Genomic DNA, 18,088 nt, shown 5'->3' with positions numbered 1-18,088 from the left:
TCTCACCCGTCGTCGTCGTCCCCTCCTCGCCTCACCCACGCGGGGGGGGTCGCTCCCACCGTTTTCCCCCCCCCCCCCCGGGCGCCACGTTTCTGCTCAGGGCGGTCAGGCCATGTCAGGCGTCTTCGTGGGCGACCGCACGGCGCGCGTCCGCGTCCAGCACGCCCCAGCTGATCAGCTGCTCGGTGAGGACCGAGGGGGACTGGTCGTAGATGACGGCGAGTGTGCGCAGGTCGTCCTGGCGGATCGACAGCACCTTGCCGTTGTAGTCACCGCGCTGCGACTGGATCGTCGCCGCATAGCGCTGCAGCGGGCCCGCCTTCTCGGCCGGCACGGTCGCCAGCCGCTCCAGGTCCAGGACCAGCTTCGGCGGCGGCTCGGCGGCGCCGCCCGGGGTGGTGCCCGGCAGGAGCTCCTGCACCGGGACCCCATAGAAATCCGCCAGTTCGGCGAGGCGCTGTACGGTCACGGCACGGTCGCCGCGCTCGTACGAACCGACCACGACCGCCTTCCAGCGTCCCTGACTCTTCTCCTCGACACCGTGGAGGGAAAGGCCCTGCTGGGTGCGGATGGCCCGGAGCTTGGCCCCGAGCTGTTTGGCGTATTCGCTGGACATATAGCTCCCCGGACACTGTGTCGACGCGGCTGCAGAGGTTCCGAGCCGCGCGTCTGGTAACTCACTGTGAGGTTACGCAGCGTGACTCTTCTGCGTCAAGCCGAATGGTCCACACCGACTCTTCCGAGGCCGCGGTGGCCGATTACGCCATGGGGGTGATCAGGGGCGCCGCCCGGGCCTGCTACCGTGGATGGCGCAAATCCGACGTCCTTTAAGGTCCGTCCCGTGAGGCGGAGAAGGAGGTCCGTTTCGTATGGACAAGCAGGACACATCCGGAATTCCGGCGTCCGATGCGCGGCCGGTACTCGAAGGCCCCGACATCGCGCGGGTTCTGACCCGCATCGCCCACGAGATCGTCGAGCGCGCCAAGGGCGCCGACGACGTGGTTCTCCTCGGTATTCCGACCCGAGGGGTCTTCCTCGCCCAGCGGCTCGCCGCCAAGCTCGAGGAGATCACCGACCGGAAGATCCCGGTCGGTTCGCTCGACATCACCATGTACCGCGACGACCTGCGCATGCATCCGCCGCGAGCGCTGGCCCGGACCGAGATCCCCGGCGACGGCATCGACGGCCGCCTGGTCGTCCTCGTCGACGACGTGCTCTTCTCCGGCCGCACCATCCGCGCGGCCCTGGACGCCCTGAACGACATCGGGCGTCCGCGCGCGGTGCAGCTCGCGGTCCTCGTCGACCGCGGCCACCGCGAACTGCCCATCCGCGCCGACTACGTCGGCAAGAACCTCCCCACGTCGCTGCGGGAGACGGTCAAGGTCCAGCTCGCCGAGGAGGACGGTCGCGACACCGTGCTGCTCGGCGCGAAGCCGGCCGCCCCGGGTGAGCAGCAGTAGCACTCGGTCGTCTCCGAGTGCGCGGCTGCGCGCCCGTATGCCCGGCTGTGCTCTCCGGGGTCTGACACCAGCGGCTGCCGCCGCGGGCCCCGGACCCCCGGCCTCCCAAAACCTGAACTGCCTTACGGAGCCTGACAGATGCAGCGTCATCTCATCTCGGCCGCCGACCTCACCCGCGACGACGCCGTCCTGATCCTCGACACCGCCGAGGAGATGGCCCGGGTCGCCGACCGGCCGATCAAGAAACTGCCGACCCTGCGCGGCCGTACCGTGGTGAACCTCTTCTTCGAGGACTCCACGCGCACGCGTATCTCCTTCGAAGCCGCCGAGAAGCGCCTGTCCGCGGACGTCATCAACTTCACCGCGAAGGGGTCGAGCGTCTCCAAGGGCGAGTCTCTGAAGGACACCGCCCAGACCCTGGAGGCCATGGGCGTCGACGCCGTGGTCATCCGGCACGGCGCCTCCGGGGCCCCCTACCGCCTCGCCAACTCCGGCTGGATCGACGCGGCCGTCATCAACGCCGGCGACGGCACACACCAGCACCCCACCCAGGCCCTGCTCGACGCGTTCACCATGCGCCGCCGTCTGGTAGGCCGGGACGCCGGGATAGGGCAGGACCTGTCCGGCAAGCGGATCACGATCGTCGGCGACGTGCTGCACAGCCGGGTCGCCCGCTCCAATGTCGACCTGCTGCACACGCTGGGCGCCGAGGTCACCCTCGTCGCGCCGCCCACGCTGGTGCCGGTCGGTGTCGAGACCTGGCCCTGCGAGGTGTCCTACGACCTCGACTCCACCCTCACCAAGTCCGACGCGGTGATGATGCTGCGCGTGCAGCGCGAGCGCATGAACGCCGCGTTCTTCCCGACCGAGCGCGAGTACTCGCGCCGCTACGGCCTCGACGGCGACCGCATGGCGCGGATGCCCGAGCACGCCATCGTGATGCACCCCGGCCCGATGGTCCGCGGCATGGAGATCACCGCCGAGGTCGCCGACTCCGAGCGCTGCACCGTCGTCGAGCAGGTCGCAAACGGAGTCTCCATCCGGATGGCCGTTCTGTATCTGCTGCTCGGTGGCGCTGTGGTTGATTCAAAAAACGTGCCCGCCGTCACCCACACCCGCCCCACCGGCTCCGAGGAGAAGTAAGACCCATGAGCAAGATCCTGATCCGAGGTGCGAAGGTGCTCGGCGGCGAGCCGCAGGACGTGCTGATCGACGGTCCCGTCATCGAGGCGGTCGGCGCGGGACTGTCCGACGAGGGCGCCGAGGTCGTCGAGGCGGCCGGCAAGGTGCTGCTGCCGGGGCTGGTCGACCTGCACACGCATCTGCGCGAGCCCGGCCGCGAGGACTCCGAGACCGTGCTGACCGGCACGCGCGCGGCGGCGAGCGGCGGCTACACGGCCGTGTTCGCCATGGCCAACACCTTCCCGGTCGCCGACACCGCCGGCGTGGTCGAGCAGGTCTGGCGACTGGGCCAGGAGCACGGCTACTGCGATGTGCAGCCCATCGGGGCCGTCACCGTCGGCCTGGAGGGCAAGAAGCTCGCAGAGCTGGGCGCCATGCACGAGTCGGCCGCCGGTGTCACCGTCTTCTCGGATGACGGCAAGTGCGTCGACGACGCCGTGATCATGCGCCGGGCGCTGGAGTACGTGAAGGCCTTCGGCGGGGTCGTCGCCCAGCATGCACAGGAGCCCCGGCTGACCGAGGGCGCCCAGATGAACGAAGGCATCGTCTCCGCCGAGCTGGGCCTCGGCGGCTGGCCCGCGGTGGCCGAAGAATCGATCATCGCCCGGGATGTCCTGCTCGCCGAGCACGTCGGCTCCCGCGTCCACATCTGCCATCTGTCGACCGCCGGGTCCGTCGAGATCGTCCGCTGGGCCAAGTCCCGCGGCATCGACGTCACCGCCGAGGTCACCCCGCACCACCTGCTCCTCACCGACGAACTGGTGCGGACGTACAACCCGGTCTACAAGGTGAACCCGCCGCTGCGCACCGAGCGCGATGTGCTCGCCCTGCGTGAGGCGCTCGCCGACGGCACGATCGACATCGTCGCCACCGATCACGCCCCGCACCCGCACGAGGACAAGGACTGCGAGTGGGCGGCCGCCGCCATGGGGATGGTCGGCCTGGAGACCGCGTTGTCAGTGGTGCAGGAGACCATGGTGGACACCGGGCTGATCAACTGGGCCGGGGTCGCCGACCGCATGTCCTTCAAGCCCGCCCGGATCGGGCAGGCCAAGGGGCACGGGCGTCCCGTCTCGGCTGGTGAGCCCGCCAACCTCACGCTCGTCGACACGGAATACCGTGGGTCCGTGGACCCCGCGGGCTTCGCCTCGCGCAGCCGCAACACTCCGTACGAGGGGCGTGAGCTGCCGGGCCGTGTCACGCACACGTGGCTCCGGGGCAAGGCCACGCTCGTCGACGGGAAGCTCACGTGACACCTGTAATCCTGCTCGCAGCCGAGAAGAAGTCGGCCGAGGTCACCGACTGGGCCGCCCGGGTCGGCTGGCTGGTCGGACTCGCCCTCTTCATCGCGCTCGTCTACTGGCTGATGCGCGAGGGCTGGAAGTGGCGCGGCACGCTCCAGGGCGACCTGCCGGAGCTGCCCAGCGCGCCGGACGAGCCGGGCGAGGCCAGACTGACGATGAGTGGCCGCTATCACGGCTCCACCACAGCCGGGCAGTGGCTGGACCGCATCGTGGCGCACGGCCTCGGCACCCGCAGCCGGGTCGAGCTCACGCTGACGGACGCGGGACTGGATGTCGTACGCCCCGGTGCGGCCGATTTCTTCGTCCCCGCCGCGCAACTGCGCGAGGCCCGGCTCGACAAGGGCATCGCCGGCAAGGTCCTGACCGAGGGCGGACTGCTCGTGGTGACCTGGGCGCACGGCGACCGGCTGATCGACTCCGGCTTCCGCTCGGACCGCGCGGCCGAGCACACCGAATGGGTCGAGGCCCTGAACCTGATGATCAACAAGACGGAAGGCGCACGATGACAACCTCCACCAGGGGAGCCGCCAAGGTTCCCGCCGTACTCGTCCTGGAGGACGGCCGGATCTTCCGCGGTCGCGCCTACGGGGCCGTGGGGGTGACCTTCGGCGAGGCGGTCTTCTCGACCGGCATGACCGGCTACCAGGAGACCCTGACCGACCCCTCGTACCACCGCCAGGTCGTCGTGATGACCGCCCCGCACGTCGGCAACACCGGCGTCAACGACGAGGACCCGGAGAGCAAGCAGATCTGGGTCGCCGGATACGTCGTGCGCGACCCCGCGCGCGTGCCGTCCAACTGGCGCTCCCGCCGCTCGCTCGACGAGGAGCTGCGCCATCAGGGCGTCGTCGGGATCTCCGGCATCGACACGCGCGCGCTCACGCGTCACCTGCGCGAGCGCGGTGCGATGCGCGTCGGCATCTTCTCCGGCAACGCGCTGCCGGACGAGGGCACCATGCTCACCGAGGTCCGCCAGGCCCCCGAGATGAAGGGCGCCGACCTCTCCGCGGAGGTCGCCACCAAGGAGGCGTACGTCGTCCCGGCGATCGGCGAGAAGAAGTTCACCGTGGCTGCCGTCGACCTCGGCATCAAGGGCATGACCCCGCACCGCATGGCCGAGCGTGGCATCGAGGTGCACGTGCTCCCGGCCACGGCGACCGCCGAGGACGTCTACGCCGTCAACCCGGACGGCGTGTTCTTCTCCAACGGCCCGGGTGACCCGGCCACCGCAGACCACCCGGTCTCGGTCATGCAGGCGGTCCTGGAGCGGGGAACCCCGCTGTTCGGCATCTGCTTCGGCAACCAGATCCTGGGCCGCGCCCTCGGGTTCGGCACCTACAAGCTGAAGTACGGCCACCGCGGCATCAACCAGCCGGTGCAGGACCGCACGACCGGCAAGGTCGAGGTCACCGCGCACAACCACGGCTTCGCCGTCGACGCCCCGACCGACAAGGTGTCCGACACCCCCTACGGCCGCGCCGAGGTCTCCCACGTCTGCCTCAACGACAACGTGGTGGAGGGCCTGCAGCTCCTCGACCAGCCGGCCTTCAGCGTCCAGTACCACCCCGAGGCGGCAGCGGGCCCGCACGACGCCGCCTACCTGTTCGACCGCTTCGTATCTCTGATGGAGGGCCAGCGTGCCTAAGCGCACCGATATCCAGTCCGTCCTGGTCATCGGCTCCGGCCCGATCGTCATCGGCCAGGCCGCCGAGTTCGACTACTCCGGCACCCAGGCATGCCGCATCCTGCGCGCCGAAGGCCTGCGGGTCGTCCTCGTCAACTCCAACCCGGCGACGATCATGACCGACCCGGAGATCGCCGACGCCACCTACGTCGAGCCGATCACCCCGGAGTTCGTCGAGAAGATCATCGCCAAGGAGCGCCCCGATGCGCTCCTGCCCACCCTGGGCGGCCAGACGGCCCTCAACACGGCGATCTCGCTGCACGAGGCCGGCACCCTCGACAAGTACGGCGTCGAGCTGATCGGCGCCAACGTCGAGGCCATCAACAAGGGCGAGGACCGCGACCTGTTCAAGGACGTAGTCGAGGCCGTCCGCCAGAAGATCGGCCACGGCGAGTCCGCCCGCTCGGTCATCTGCCACTCCATGGACGACGTCCTCAAGGGCGTCGAGACGCTCGGCGGCTACCCGGTCGTCGTCCGCCCCTCCTTCACCATGGGCGGCGCCGGATCCGGCTTCGCGCACGACGAGGAGGAGCTGCGCCGCATCGCAGGCCAGGGCCTCACTCTCTCGCCGACCACCGAGGTGCTCCTGGAGGAGTCCATCCTCGGCTGGAAGGAGTACGAGCTGGAGCTGATGCGCGACAAGCACGACAACGTCGTGGTCGTCTGCTCCATCGAGAACTTCGACCCCATGGGCGTGCACACCGGCGACTCGATCACCGTCGCGCCCGCGATGACGCTGACCGACCGCGAGTACCAGACCTTGCGCGACATCGGCATCGCGGTCATCCGCGAGGTCGGCGTCGACACCGGCGGCTGCAACATCCAGTTCGCGGTCAACCCCGAGGACGGTCGCGTGATCGTCATCGAGATGAACCCGCGCGTGTCGCGGTCCTCGGCCCTCGCCTCCAAGGCGACCGGCTTCCCGATCGCCAAGATCGCCGCCAAGCTGGCCGTCGGCTACACCCTCGACGAGATCCCGAACGACATCACCCAGGAGACCCCGGCCTCCTTCGAGCCCACGCTCGACTACGTGGTCGTCAAGGCCCCGCGGTTCGCCTTCGAGAAGTTCCCGCAGGCCGACTCGACGCTGACCACCACCATGAAGTCTGTCGGTGAGGCCATGGCCATCGGCCGCAACTTCACCGAGGCCTTCCAGAAGGCGCTGCGCTCGCTGGAGAAGAAGGGCAGCCAGTTCACCTTCGTCGGCGACCCCGGCGACAAGGCGCAGCTCCTCGAAGAGGCCGTCCGTCCGACCGACGGCCGGATCAACACCGTCATGCAGGCCATCCGCGCCGGCGCCACCCAGGAGGAGGTCTTCGAGTACACGAAGATCGACCCCTGGTTCGTCGACCAGCTCTTCCTCATCAAGGAGATCGCCGACGAGCTCGCCGAGGCGCCCGAGCTGACCCGCGAGCTGCTCGCCGAGGCCAAGCGGCACGGCTTCTCCGACCAGCAGATCGCCGAGATCCGCGGCCTGCGCGAGGACGTCGTGCGCGAGGTCCGGCACGCGCTGGCCATCCGCCCGGTCTACAAGACGGTCGACACCTGTGCCGCCGAGTTCGCCGCGAAGACGCCGTACTTCTACTCCTCCTACGACGAGGAGACCGAGGTCTCGCCCCGCGAGAAGCCCGCGGTCATCATCCTGGGCTCCGGCCCCAACCGCATCGGCCAGGGCATCGAGTTCGACTACTCCTGCGTCCACGCCTCCTTCGCCCTGAGCGACGCCGGCTACGAGACGGTGATGGTCAACTGCAACCCGGAGACCGTCTCCACGGACTACGACACCTCCGACCGCCTGTACTTCGAGCCGCTGACGCTGGAAGACGTGCTGGAGATCGTCCACGCCGAGCAGCAGGCGGGTCCCGTGGCGGGCGTCGTCGTCCAGCTGGGCGGCCAGACCCCGCTGGGCCTCTCACAGGCGCTCAAGGACAACGGCGTGCCGATCGTGGGCACCTCGCCGGAGGCCATCCACGCCGCCGAGGACCGCGGCGCCTTCGGGCGCGTGCTCGCCGAGGCCGGACTGCCGGCCCCCAAGCACGGCACCGCCACCACCTTCGCCGAGGCCAAGGCCATCGCCGACGAGATCGGCTACCCGGTCCTGGTGCGGCCCTCGTATGTCCTCGGCGGACGCGGCATGGAGATCGTCTACGACGAGACCCGGCTGTCGACCTACATCGCCGAGTCGACCGAGATCAGCCCCTCCCGGCCGGTCCTCGTCGACCGCTTCCTCGACGACGCCATCGAGATCGACGTCGACGCGCTCTACGACGGCCAGGAGCTCTACCTCGGCGGTGTCATGGAGCACATCGAGGAGGCCGGCATCCACTCCGGAGACTCGGCCTGCGCCCTGCCCCCGATCACGCTCGGCGGCTTCGACATCAAGCGGCTGCGCGCCTCCACGGAGGCCATCGCCAAGGGTGTCGGCGTCCGCGGCCTGATCAACATCCAGTTCGCGATGGCCGGCGACATCCTCTACGTCCTCGAGGCCAACCCGCGCGCGTCCCGCACCGTCCCCTTCACCTCGAAGGCGACCGCGGTGCCGCTCGCGAAGGCCGCCGCCCGCATCTCGCTGGGCGCGACCATCGCCGAACTGCGCGCCGAGGGGCTGCTCCCGGCCAACGGCGACGGCGGCGAACTCCCGCTCGACGCGCCGATCTCCGTCAAGGAGGCCGTCATGCCGTGGTCCCGCTTCCGGGACATCCACGGCCGTGGCGTCGACACCGTCCTCGGCCCTGAGATGCGCTCCACCGGCGAGGTCATGGGCATCGACTCCGTCTTCGGCACGGCGTACGCCAAGTCGCAGGCGGGCGCCTACGGACCGCTGCCCACCAAGGGCCGCGCCTTCATCTCGGTCGCCAACCGCGACAAGCGCTCGATGATCTTCCCGGCGCGCGAACTCGTCGCCCACGGCTTCGAGCTGCTCGCCACCTCCGGCACCGCCGAGGTCCTCAAGCGCAACGGCATCAACGCCACCGTCGTGCGCAAGCAGTCCGAGGGCACCGGCCCGAACGGCGAGAAGACCATCGTCCAGCACATCCACGACGGCGAGGTCGATCTCATCGTCAACACCCCGTACGGCACCGGCGGCCGCCTCGACGGCTACGAGATCCGTACGGCGGCCGTGGCGCGGTCGGTCCCGTGCCTGACGACGGTCCAGGCGCTCGCCGCAGCCGTCCAGGGCATCGACGCCCTCAACCACGGCGACGTGGGCGTCCGTTCGCTCCAGGAACACGCGGAACACCTGACCGCGGCCCGCGACTAGCAGCCCTGAGGGGGACACCGGAAACGGTGTCCCCCTCTTCATGAGGCTCGTCGACGCTTCAAGAGGACACCGACATGTACAAGCTTTTCTTCCGTCTGGTTTTCAAACGGATGGACCCGGAGCAGGCCCACCACCTGGCCTTCCGCTGGATCCGCCTCGCCGTCCGCATCCCCGTGCTGCGCACCTTCGCCGCCGCCGCCCTCGCGCCCCGCTACCAGGAGCTGCGCACGGAGGCCTTCGGGCTGCGCATGCACGGGCCCTTCGGGCTCGCCGCCGGCTTCGACAAGAACGCGGTCGCGATCGACGGCATGTCGATGCTCGGCTTCGACCACGTCGAGATCGGCACGGTCACCGGGGAGGCCCAGCCGGGCAACCCCAGGAAGCGGCTGTTCCGGCTGGTGAAGGACCGTGCGCTGATCAACCGCATGGGCTTCAACAACGAGGGCTCGCTGGCCGTCGCGGCCCGTCTGGCGTCCCGTGAGCCGGTCTTCAGGACCATCGTGGGCGTCAACATCGGCAAGACGAAGCTCGTCCCGGAGGCGGAGGCCGTCGGCGACTACGTGAAGTCGACCGAGCGGCTGGCCCCGTACGCCGACTACCTCGTCGTGAACGTCTCCTCCCCGAACACGCCCGGTCTGCGCAACCTGCAGGCCACCGAGGCGCTGCGGCCGCTGCTGAGCGCCGTCCGCGAGGCCGCCGACCGCACGGTGACCGCCCGCCGCGTCCCGCTGCTGGTGAAGATCGCACCGGACCTCGCCGACGAGGACGTCGACGCCGTGGCCGACCTGGCCGTCGAGCTCGGCCTGGACGGGATCATCGCCACGAACACCACCATCGCGCGCGAGGGCCTCGGTTTGAAATCCGAACCTTCCCTTGTGAAGGAGACCGGCGGGCTGTCGGGCGCTCCCCTGAAGTCGCGCTCCCTGGAGGTGCTGCGTCGCCTCTACGCGCGCGTGGGCGACCGCATCACGCTCGTGGGCGTCGGCGGCATCGAGAACGCCGAGGACGCCTGGCAGCGCATCCTGGCCGGCGCCACGCTGGTACAGGGCTACAGCGCCTTCATCTACGAGGGGCCCTTCTGGGCCCGTGCCATCCACAAGGGCCTCGCGGCCCGCCTGGGCACCAGCCCGTACGCCACCCTCGCCGACGCGGTCGGCGCCGACGTGAGGAAGACGGCATGAGCTCTCTCGAACCCTTCGGTGCACGGCTTCGTCGCGCCATGGACGAGCGCGGGGCGCTCTGTGTCGGCATCGACCCGCACGCGTCCCTGCTGGCCGAGTGGGGCCTGAACGACGACGTCGCCGGTCTGGAGCGGTTCAGCCGCACGGTCGTCGAGGCGATGGCCGACCGGGTCGCCGTCCTCAAGCCGCAGAGCGCGTTCTTCGAGCGCTTCGGCTCGCGTGGCATCGCGGTCCTGGAGAAGTCGGTGGCTCAGGCGCGGGCGGCCGGAGCGCTGGTCGTGATGGACGCCAAGCGCGGCGACATCGGCTCGACCATGGCCGCGTACGCCGAGACCTTCCTGCACAAGGACTCCCCGCTCTTCTCGGACGCGCTCACCGTCTCGCCGTATCTCGGCTACGGCTCGCTCTCCCCGGCCGTCGCGCTCGCCCGCGAGAGCGGCACCGGCCTGTTCGTGCTCGCGCTGACCTCCAACCCGGAGGGCGGAGAGGTGCAGCACGCGGTGCGCACGGACGGACGGAGCATCGGGGCGACGATGCTGGGGCACCTGGCCGCCGAGAACGCGGGGGAGGAGCCCCTGGGATCCTTCGGTGCCGTCGTCGGCGCCACGCTGGGCGACCTGTCCTCGTACGACCTGGACATCAACGGGCCGCTCCTGGCGCCCGGCATCGGCGCCCAGGGCGCCACCGCGGCCGATCTTCCCGCCGTCTTCGGCAGCGCGGTCCGCAATGTCGTGCCGAACGTCAGCCGAGGGGTGCTGCGGCACGGTCCCGACGCCGGGGCACTGCGCGCGGCCGCGGAGCGCTTCGCGGAGGAGATCAGGGCCGCCGTCGGAGCCGTATGAGGCTTTCACGACGGTCGTCGCGGGTGTTCGAGGCGATCGCTCGAGTCCTCCGATGAGTGCTTGCCTGGGTGCTTCCAGGCCCGCTTGAGTCTGAATACATCCTCAAATCCGGGGCATTATGTCCTAAATGTCCGTCCTGACAGAGGCTGACCAGGACTTTTCCGCTGTTCTCGCTGACTCTGGCGCGCTCGCCCGCTAGTCTCCGACGAGTGGGGGCACCCCCACACCCTTTAGGTAGTGGGGGACCACGGGCAAGCGTGTTGCTCGCGGCTCCCCAGGTGTGGGGCGACTAGGTTCCTCACCGGTCCGTATCCGACAGTTCGACATCCGAGGTGACGTAGGCGTGGCTCTTCCGCCCCTTACCCCTGAACAGCGCGCAGCCGCGCTCGAAAAGGCCGCCGCGGCTCGCCGGGAGCGGGCCGAGGTCAAGAATCGACTCAAGCACTCCGGCGCCTCCCTGCACGAGGTCATCAAGCAGGGCCAGGAGAACGACGTCATCGGCAAGATGAAGGTCTCCGCCCTGCTCGAGTCCCTGCCGGGCGTGGGCAAGGTCCGCGCCAAGCAGATCATGGAGCGTCTGGGCATCTCCGAGAGCCGCCGTGTACGCGGCCTCGGTTCCAACCAGATCGCTTCCCTGGAGCGTGAGTTCGGCAGCACCGGCTCCTGAGTCCGGCCGCTGCGGACCGGGGGTCCCGGGCACTCCGGGATTGCTGGAATAATCGCTGCATGGCTGCAACATTCCGGGGGACGACCCCCGAGCCCCCGGACGTACGTCCGCGGCTGACCGTGCTCTCCGGCCCCTCCGGGGTCGGCAAGAGCACGGTCGTCGCTCATATGCGCAAGGAACACCCCGAGGTCTGGCTCTCGGTGTCGGCGACGACCCGCAAGCCCCGCCCCGGCGAGAAGCACGGAGTCCACTACTTCTTCGTCACCGACGAGGAGATGGACAAGCTGATCGCCAACGGCGAGCTGCTGGAGTGGGCCGAGTTCGCCGGCAACCGCTACGGCACGCCGCGTGCGGCCGTGCTGGAGCACCTGGAGGACGGCGTGCCGGTCCTCCTGGAGATCGACCTCCAGGGCGCCCGGCAGGTCCGCGAGACCATGCCGGACGGCCGGCTGGTGTTCCTGGCTCCGCCCTCCTGGGAGGAGCTCGTGCGCAGACTGACCGGCCGGGGGACCGAGCCGCCAGAGGTGATCGAGCGTCGTCTCGACGCAGCCAGGATCGAGCTGGCGGCCGAGCCGGAGTTCGACATGACCTTGGTCAACACCTCCGTCGAGGATGTGGCTCGCGAGCTGCTAGCCTTGATGGATGTCCTGTGATCACGAGTGATGTGATCACGACCGATCTTTTCCCATCCATCGGAAGGTAGAGCGTGTCCTCTTCCATCTCCGCGCCCGAGGGCATCATCAACCCGCCGATCGACGAGCTCCTCGAGGCCACCGACTCGAAGTACAGCCTCGTGATCTACGCGGCCAAGCGTGCCCGCCAGATCAACGCGTACTACTCGCAGCTCGGCGAGGGCCTCCTCGAGTACGTCGGTCCGCTCGTCGACACCCACGTCCACGAGAAGCCGCTCTCGATCGCCCTGCGCGAGATCAACGCCGGTCTGCTGACGTCCGAGGCCATCGAGGGCCCGGCGCAGTAGTACTTGCGTATTGCAGTTGGCTTTTCCACAGGCCCGACAGCGCGACTGTCGGGCCTGTGGTGTGTGATGGACTCGTTGGTGGACTCGTACGTTGCCGAGCCGGGGAGAGACGGTGGACAAGCCCAAGGTCGTGCTGGGGGTCAGCGGTGGCATCGCCGCCTACAAGGCCTGTGAGCTGCTGCGCAGACTGAGCGAGTCCGGCCATGACGTACGCGTGGTCCCCACCGCCTCCGCGCTGCACTTCGTCGGCGCCGCCACCTGGTCCGCCCTCTCCGGCAACCCCGTCTCCACCGAGGTCTGGGACGACGTCCACGAGGTCCCGCACGTCCGCATCGGGCAACACGCCGACCTGGTCGTCGTCGCGCCGGCGACCGCGGACATCCTCGCCAAGGCCGCCCACGGCCTGGCCGACGACCTGCTCACGAACACGCTCCTGACCGCCCGCTGTCCCGTCGTCTTCGCACCCGCCATGCACACGGAGATGTGGGAACACCCGGCCACCCAGGAGAACGTGGCCACGCTGCGCCGCCGCGGCGCCGTCGTCATCGAACCGGCCGCCGGCCGTCTGACCGGCGTCGACACAGGCAAGGGCCGCCTGCCCGACCCGACGGAGATCTACGCGATCTGCCGCCGCGTGCTGTCCAGAGGCGTCACCCGACCCGACCTCGAGGGCCGGCACGTCGTCGTCAGCGCCGGCGGCACCCGCGAACCCCTCGACCCGGTGCGCTTCCTCGGCAACCGCTCCTCCGGCAAACAGGGCTACGCCCTCGCCCGCACCGCCGCCGCGCGCGGCGCCCGTGTCACGCTCGTCGCCGCGAACACCGGCCTGCCGGACCCGGCGGGCGTGGACGTCGTCCAGGTGGGCACGGCCGTGCAGCTGCGCGAGGCGGTGCTCAAGGCGACCCGGGACGCGGACGCCGTCGTCATGGCCGCAGCGGTCGCGGACTTCCGGCCGCAGAACTACGCGGCCGGGAAGATCAAGAAGAAGGACGGCCAGGACCCGGACCCCATCGTGCTGGTGCGGAATCCGGACATCCTCGCGGAGATCTCGGCGGAGCGCGCCCACTCCGGACAGGTGATCGTCGGCTTCGCCGCCGAGACCGACGACGTCCTCGCCAACGGCCGCACCAAGCTGGAGCGCAAGGGCTGTGACCTGCTCGTGGTGAACGAGGTGGGGGAGCGCAAGACCTTCGGGTCCGAGGAGAACGAGGCAGTGGTACTGGGGGCCGACGGCAGTGAGACCCCCGTACCTCGCGGGCCTAAGGAACAGCTGGCCGAAACTGTCTGGGACCTGGTGGCGGAGCGGCTCGGCTGAATGTTTCATTCGCTTCTCGGTCCCCCCAATCCTCTGCGACAAGGGCGTGGCAGCCCTGGCCAAGACCGCTCGGAATTGGGCAGAATGCCCGTGCCGCAGGTCACAGCACTCCCGAGGGGCGAGACAGGGGGTCGGTGACCGAGCACGACCGATAAACTGTTCTCGGACGACCACGGGCGCAGCCTCCGGGCCGTCCGCCAATGATCAGCCAGCAGCCGCTGCAACCCCAGGGAGCGTTGTGTCCCGTCGCCTGTTCACCTCGGAGTCCGTGACCGAGGGTCACCCCGACAAGATCGCTGACCAGATCAGCGACACCATTCTCGACGCGCTTCTGCGCGAGGACCCGACCTCCCGGGTCGCCGTCGAGACGCTGATCACCACCGGCCTGGTGCACGTCGCCGGTGAAGTCACCACCAAGACCTACGCGGACATCGCGACCCTCGTCCGCAACAAGATCCTCGAGATCGGCTACGACTCCTCGAAGAAGGGCTTCGACGGCGCCTCCTGCGGCGTCTCGGTGTCCATCGGCGCGCAGTCCCCGGACATCGCCCAGGGTGTCGACACGGCGTACGAGTCCCGCGTCGAGGGCGACGAGGACGAGCTGGACCGCCAGGGCGCCGGCGACCAGGGCCTGATGTTCGGTTACGCGACCGACGAGACGCCCACCCTGATGCCGCTGCCGATCTTCCTGGCGCACCGGCTGGCGAACCGGCTGTCCGAGGTCCGCAAGAACGGCACCATCCCCTACCTGCGCCCCGACGGCAAGACGCAGGTCACCATCGAGTACGACGGCGACAAGGCCGTCCGCCTCGACACCGTCGTCGTCTCCTCGCAGCACGCGAGCGACATCGACCTGGAGTCGCTGCTCGCCCCCGACATCCGCGAGTTCGTCGTCGAGGCGGAGCTGAAGGCGCTCCTGGACGACGGCATCAAGCTGGACACGGACAGCTACCGCCTCCTGGTCAACCCGACCGGCCGCTTCGAGATCGGCGGCCCGATGGGCGACGCCGGCCTCACCGGCCGCAAGATCATCATCGACACGTACGGCGGCATGGCCCGCCACGGCGGTGGCGCCTTCTCGGGCAAGGACCCGTCCAAGGTCGACCGCTCCGCCGCGTACGCGATGCGCTGGGTGGCGAAGAACGTGGTCGCCGCGGGCCTCGCCTCCCGCTGCGAGGTCCAGGTCGCGTACGCCATCGGCAAGGCCGAGCCCGTCGGCCTGTTCGTCGAGACCTTCGGCACCGCCAAGATCGACCACGAGAAGATCGAGAAGGCGATCGACGAGGTCTTCGACCTCCGCCCGGCCGCGATCATCCGCGACCTCGACCTGCTCCGCCCGATCTACGCCCAGACGGCCGCGTACGGCCACTTCGGCCGGGAGCTGCCCGAGTTCACCTGGGAGAAGACGGACCGCGTGGACGCGCTGCGCAAGGCGGCGGGGCTGTAGGCTCCGCGGTTCCTCACCGGGCCCGGCTCCCTCGGGGAGCCGGGCCTCGGTGCGTTCCGGTCGTAAATCGCTCGCCCGCCGTGCCGGTTGCTCCCTACGCTGATCATCTCCCGGTGCGATGGCCGCGGTTCCTTCGGTGGAGTGCGCTTCGTGCGCGCGGTGATTCTGGAAACGTATGCCGCTGCCGTGCCGATCTCGGGAGAGCCGACGTGGTCCGGTGCGATGGTTGCGGATACTTCTGGGTTGACCCCTCGCAGGTTCGAATCCTGCTGCCGGTCCTGGACCGGTATGGCCGAGTGGCCCAAGGCAAAGGCGCCTGACGGCGTTCGTGATCCGCGGCCGGACTGATCTCGGGCGGCGTCGGTTGTCAGTGGCGTTTGGTAAGAATGCAAGCGTGAGCAGCGAGAACGGGCGGACGGACGGCGGGGCGGAGGGTGCGCCGCCCGAGCAGCTTGCGCTCATCAGGGAGAGCGTGCGCAAGGCCGAGGTGCCCAGGGCCAAGCCGCGGACCTGGCGGGGTGCCGCGCTGGCCAAGGAGCTGCCTGTCGCCCGGGTGCTGGTCGACAAGGGCGTGCTGCATCTCGACCGGTACTTCGACTACGCGGTGCCCGAGGAGCTCGATGCGGATGCTCAGCCCGGGGTGCGGGTGCGGGTGCGGTTCGGGGCCGGGCGGCATCGCGTGCGGGAAGGGCGGCGCGAGGGCGGCGGGCTGATCGACGGGTTCCTCGTCGAGAGGCTTGCCGAGTCCGACTACTCCGGGCCGCTTGCCGCGCTGGCCCAGGTCGTGTCTCCCGAGCGGGTGTTGAGCGAGGAGTTGCTGGGACTGGCCCGGGCCGTCGCCGACCGGTATGCGGGGAGCCTGGCCGATGTGCTCCAGCTCGCCGTGCCGCCGCGCAGCGCGCGGGCCGAGCAGCGGCCCTCGCCCGAGCCCCTGCCGCCGCCGGCGATGCCGGACGCGGGGTCCTGGGTGCGGTACGAGCGGGGGGCCGCCTTTCTGGAGTCGCTCGCGTCGGGGGGTGCGCCGCGTGCCGTGTGGAATGCGCTGCCGGGGTCCGAGTGGAGCGACGAACTGGCGCGGGCCGTGGCGGCGACTCTGGTCTCCGGGCGCGGTGCGCTCGTGGTGCTCCCCGACGGGCGGGCGGTCGCCCGGGTCGACGCGGCGCTGACCGCGCTGCTGGGGGAGGGGCGGCATGCGGTGCTCACCGCCGACGCCGGTCCCGAGAAGCGGTACCGGGAATGGCTCGCCGTGCGGCGGGGAGCCGTTCGGGCGGTCATCGGGACCCGGGCCGCCATGTTCGCCCCGGTTCAGAACCTCGGCCTCGTCGCCATCTGGGACGACGGGGACGACAGCCACAGCGAGCAGCACGCGCCCCAGCCGCATGCGAGGGAAGTGCTGCTGCTGCGGGCCGCCCTGGACAAGTGCGCATTCCTGCTGGGCAGTTGGAGCTGCACCGTCGAGGCGGCGCAGCTGGTCGAGAGTGGCTGGGCCCGGCCGCTCGTCGCCGGGCGGGAGCAGGTGCGGGGGGCTGCGCCGCTGGTGCGGACCGTGGGGGACGCGGACCTCGCGCGGGACGAGGCGGCCCGGGCAGCCCGGTTGCCGACCCTCGCCTGGCAGGCGGTGCGGGACGGACTGCGGCAGGGGCCGGTGCTGGTGCAGGTGCCCCGGAGGGGTTACGTCCCTCGGATGGCGTGCGCCAACTGCCGGGCGCCGGCGCGGTGTCGGCACTGCTCCGGCCCGTTGGAGGGGCAGGAGGCCGGGGCCGCGCTGCGCTGCGGGTGGTGCGGGCGGGACGAGAGCGGCTGGCACTGTCCCGAGTGCGGCGGGTTCCGGCTGCGGGCGCAGGTCGTGGGGGCGCGGCGGACCGCCGAGGAGCTGGGGCGGGCGTTTCCCGCCGTTCCGGTGCGGACCTCCGGGCGTGAGCATGTACTGGACACCGTGCCGGGCACGCCCGCGCTGGTCGTGAGCACACCGGGGGCCGAGCCCGTCGCCGAGGGCGGCTATGCGGCGGCCCTTCTGCTGGACGGCTGGGCGATGCTCGGCCGGCCCGACCTGCGCGCCGGCGAGGACGCGCTACGGCGCTGGCTCGCGGCCGCCGCGCTCGTCCGGCCGCAGGGGGCCGGCGGCACCGTGGTGGTCGTCGCCGAGCCGACGCTGCGGCCCGTACAGGCGCTGGTGCGGTGGGATCCCGTCGGACATGCGGTACGGGAACTCGCCGAGCGGGCCGAGCTGGGCTTTCCGCCGGTGTCACGGATGGCGGCGGTGTCCGGGGACGGGGAGGCGGTCGCCGAATTCCTGCGCACGGCCGAACTGCCCCGGGAGGCCGAGGTACTGGGACCCGTGCCGCTCCCGGTCACGGCGGCCGGGCGGCCGCGGCGGGTGGGGGCGCCTCCGCCCGGGGAGCACTGGGAGCGGGCACTCGTTCGCGTACCACCGGGGCGCGGCGCCGCACTGGCCTCGGCACTGAAGGCCGCGCAGGCTGCGCGGATGGCACGAGGGGCCGGCGAGGCCCTGGTCCGGGTGCGCATCGATCCGCCTGACATCGGGTGAGGAGGTTGGGCGCCGGGGTCGCCGGGACTGTTGGACGTCGAGTGCAGCGGCCGGGTGCCGTGTGCGGCCGGACGGCAGGTGAATGCACGTGACTTCGGTGAGGACGCCGGGCAGCGATTGAGCCCACGGCCTCGCCCAAGATCCGTAGGCCACACGCGACCCGAGCCACGCGGGGGCCGCTTCCCGGAGGCAGGTCCCGACGTGCAGCTGCCCTCCC

Annotated in this window: 15 protein-coding genes; 14 read left to right on the top strand and 1 reads right to left on the bottom strand. The window is 70.4% G+C overall.

Features of this window, described 5'->3' with window-relative positions:
* Positions 1–115: 115 nt before the first annotated feature.
* Positions 116–616: a transcriptional regulator BldD gene (gene bldD / locus AB0N07_RS16900; RefSeq protein WP_099927449.1), complete on the bottom strand. Its 501-nt coding sequence runs from the start codon at positions 614–616 to the stop codon at positions 116–118.
* A gap of 253 nt (positions 617–869) precedes the next feature.
* Here bldD and pyrR point away from each other — a divergent pair, with 253 nt between their 5' ends.
* The 14 genes from pyrR (at position 870) to AB0N07_RS16830 (ending at position 17,871) form a co-directional block, all read left to right on the top strand.
* Positions 870–1,460 (top strand): bifunctional pyr operon transcriptional regulator/uracil phosphoribosyltransferase PyrR, encoded by a 591-nt coding sequence (pyrR, locus tag AB0N07_RS16895; protein ID WP_365835585.1) that lies wholly within the window; start codon positions 870–872, stop codon positions 1,458–1,460.
* A 138-nt stretch (positions 1,461–1,598) separates the two neighbouring features.
* Positions 1,599–2,603 (top strand): aspartate carbamoyltransferase catalytic subunit, encoded by a 1,005-nt coding sequence (locus AB0N07_RS16890; protein WP_365835583.1) that lies wholly within the window; start codon positions 1,599–1,601, stop codon positions 2,601–2,603.
* Positions 2,604–2,608: 5 nt separating this feature from the next.
* On the top strand, positions 2,609–3,895 hold the full coding sequence (locus AB0N07_RS16885; protein ID WP_365835581.1) for a dihydroorotase: 1,287 nt from the start codon (positions 2,609–2,611) through the stop codon (positions 3,893–3,895).
* Positions 3,892–4,452, top strand: a complete 561-nt coding sequence (locus tag AB0N07_RS16880) for a hypothetical protein (RefSeq protein WP_365835579.1) — start codon at positions 3,892–3,894, stop codon at positions 4,450–4,452. Before AB0N07_RS16885 ends, AB0N07_RS16880 begins: the two co-directional genes overlap by 4 nt.
* Entirely contained in the window at positions 4,449–5,591 is a 1,143-nt protein-coding gene (gene carA, locus AB0N07_RS16875) for a glutamine-hydrolyzing carbamoyl-phosphate synthase small subunit (protein ID WP_365835577.1), read from the top strand. The genes AB0N07_RS16880 and carA overlap by 4 nt, the downstream gene beginning before the upstream one ends.
* Positions 5,584–8,892 (top strand): carbamoyl-phosphate synthase large subunit, encoded by a 3,309-nt coding sequence (carB, locus tag AB0N07_RS16870; protein ID WP_365835575.1) that lies wholly within the window; start codon positions 5,584–5,586, stop codon positions 8,890–8,892. Before carA ends, carB begins: the two co-directional genes overlap by 8 nt.
* Positions 8,893–8,966: 74 nt before the next feature.
* Complete coding sequence (locus tag AB0N07_RS16865; RefSeq protein WP_365835572.1) at positions 8,967–10,073, top strand: quinone-dependent dihydroorotate dehydrogenase; 1,107 nt, start codon at positions 8,967–8,969, stop codon at positions 10,071–10,073.
* Positions 10,070–10,915, top strand: coding sequence for an orotidine-5'-phosphate decarboxylase (gene pyrF / locus AB0N07_RS16860; RefSeq protein WP_365835570.1), 846 nt, complete (start codon positions 10,070–10,072; stop codon positions 10,913–10,915). The genes AB0N07_RS16865 and pyrF overlap by 4 nt, the downstream gene beginning before the upstream one ends.
* Before the next feature lie 343 nt (positions 10,916–11,258).
* Positions 11,259–11,582, top strand: coding sequence for an integration host factor (locus AB0N07_RS16855; protein ID WP_003977346.1), 324 nt, complete (start codon positions 11,259–11,261; stop codon positions 11,580–11,582).
* A 59-nt stretch (positions 11,583–11,641) separates the two neighbouring features.
* The gene (gene gmk / locus AB0N07_RS16850; protein ID WP_266953461.1) at positions 11,642–12,235 is read left to right on the top strand and encodes a guanylate kinase; all 594 of its coding nucleotides are present in this window, start codon (positions 11,642–11,644) and stop codon (positions 12,233–12,235) included.
* A gap of 53 nt (positions 12,236–12,288) precedes the next feature.
* On the top strand, positions 12,289–12,561 hold the full coding sequence (rpoZ, locus tag AB0N07_RS16845) for a DNA-directed RNA polymerase subunit omega (RefSeq protein ID WP_003977348.1): 273 nt from the start codon (positions 12,289–12,291) through the stop codon (positions 12,559–12,561).
* A gap of 112 nt (positions 12,562–12,673) precedes the next feature.
* Complete coding sequence (gene coaBC / locus AB0N07_RS16840; protein WP_365835567.1) at positions 12,674–13,876, top strand: bifunctional phosphopantothenoylcysteine decarboxylase/phosphopantothenate--cysteine ligase CoaBC; 1,203 nt, start codon at positions 12,674–12,676, stop codon at positions 13,874–13,876.
* A 238-nt stretch (positions 13,877–14,114) separates the two neighbouring features.
* Positions 14,115–15,323, top strand: coding sequence for a methionine adenosyltransferase (gene metK / locus AB0N07_RS16835; RefSeq protein ID WP_365835565.1), 1,209 nt, complete (start codon positions 14,115–14,117; stop codon positions 15,321–15,323).
* 394 nt (positions 15,324–15,717) lie between these two features.
* Positions 15,718–17,871, top strand: coding sequence for a primosomal protein N' (locus AB0N07_RS16830; RefSeq protein WP_365835564.1), 2,154 nt, complete (start codon positions 15,718–15,720; stop codon positions 17,869–17,871).
* Positions 17,872–18,088: the final 217 nt, after the last annotated feature.

The sequence above is a fragment of the Streptomyces sp. NPDC051172 genome, from assembly GCF_040682555.1.
GTDB lineage: Bacteria > Actinomycetota > Actinomycetes > Streptomycetales > Streptomycetaceae > Streptomyces.
This window is presented reverse-complemented; position numbering and strand designations above follow the sequence as displayed.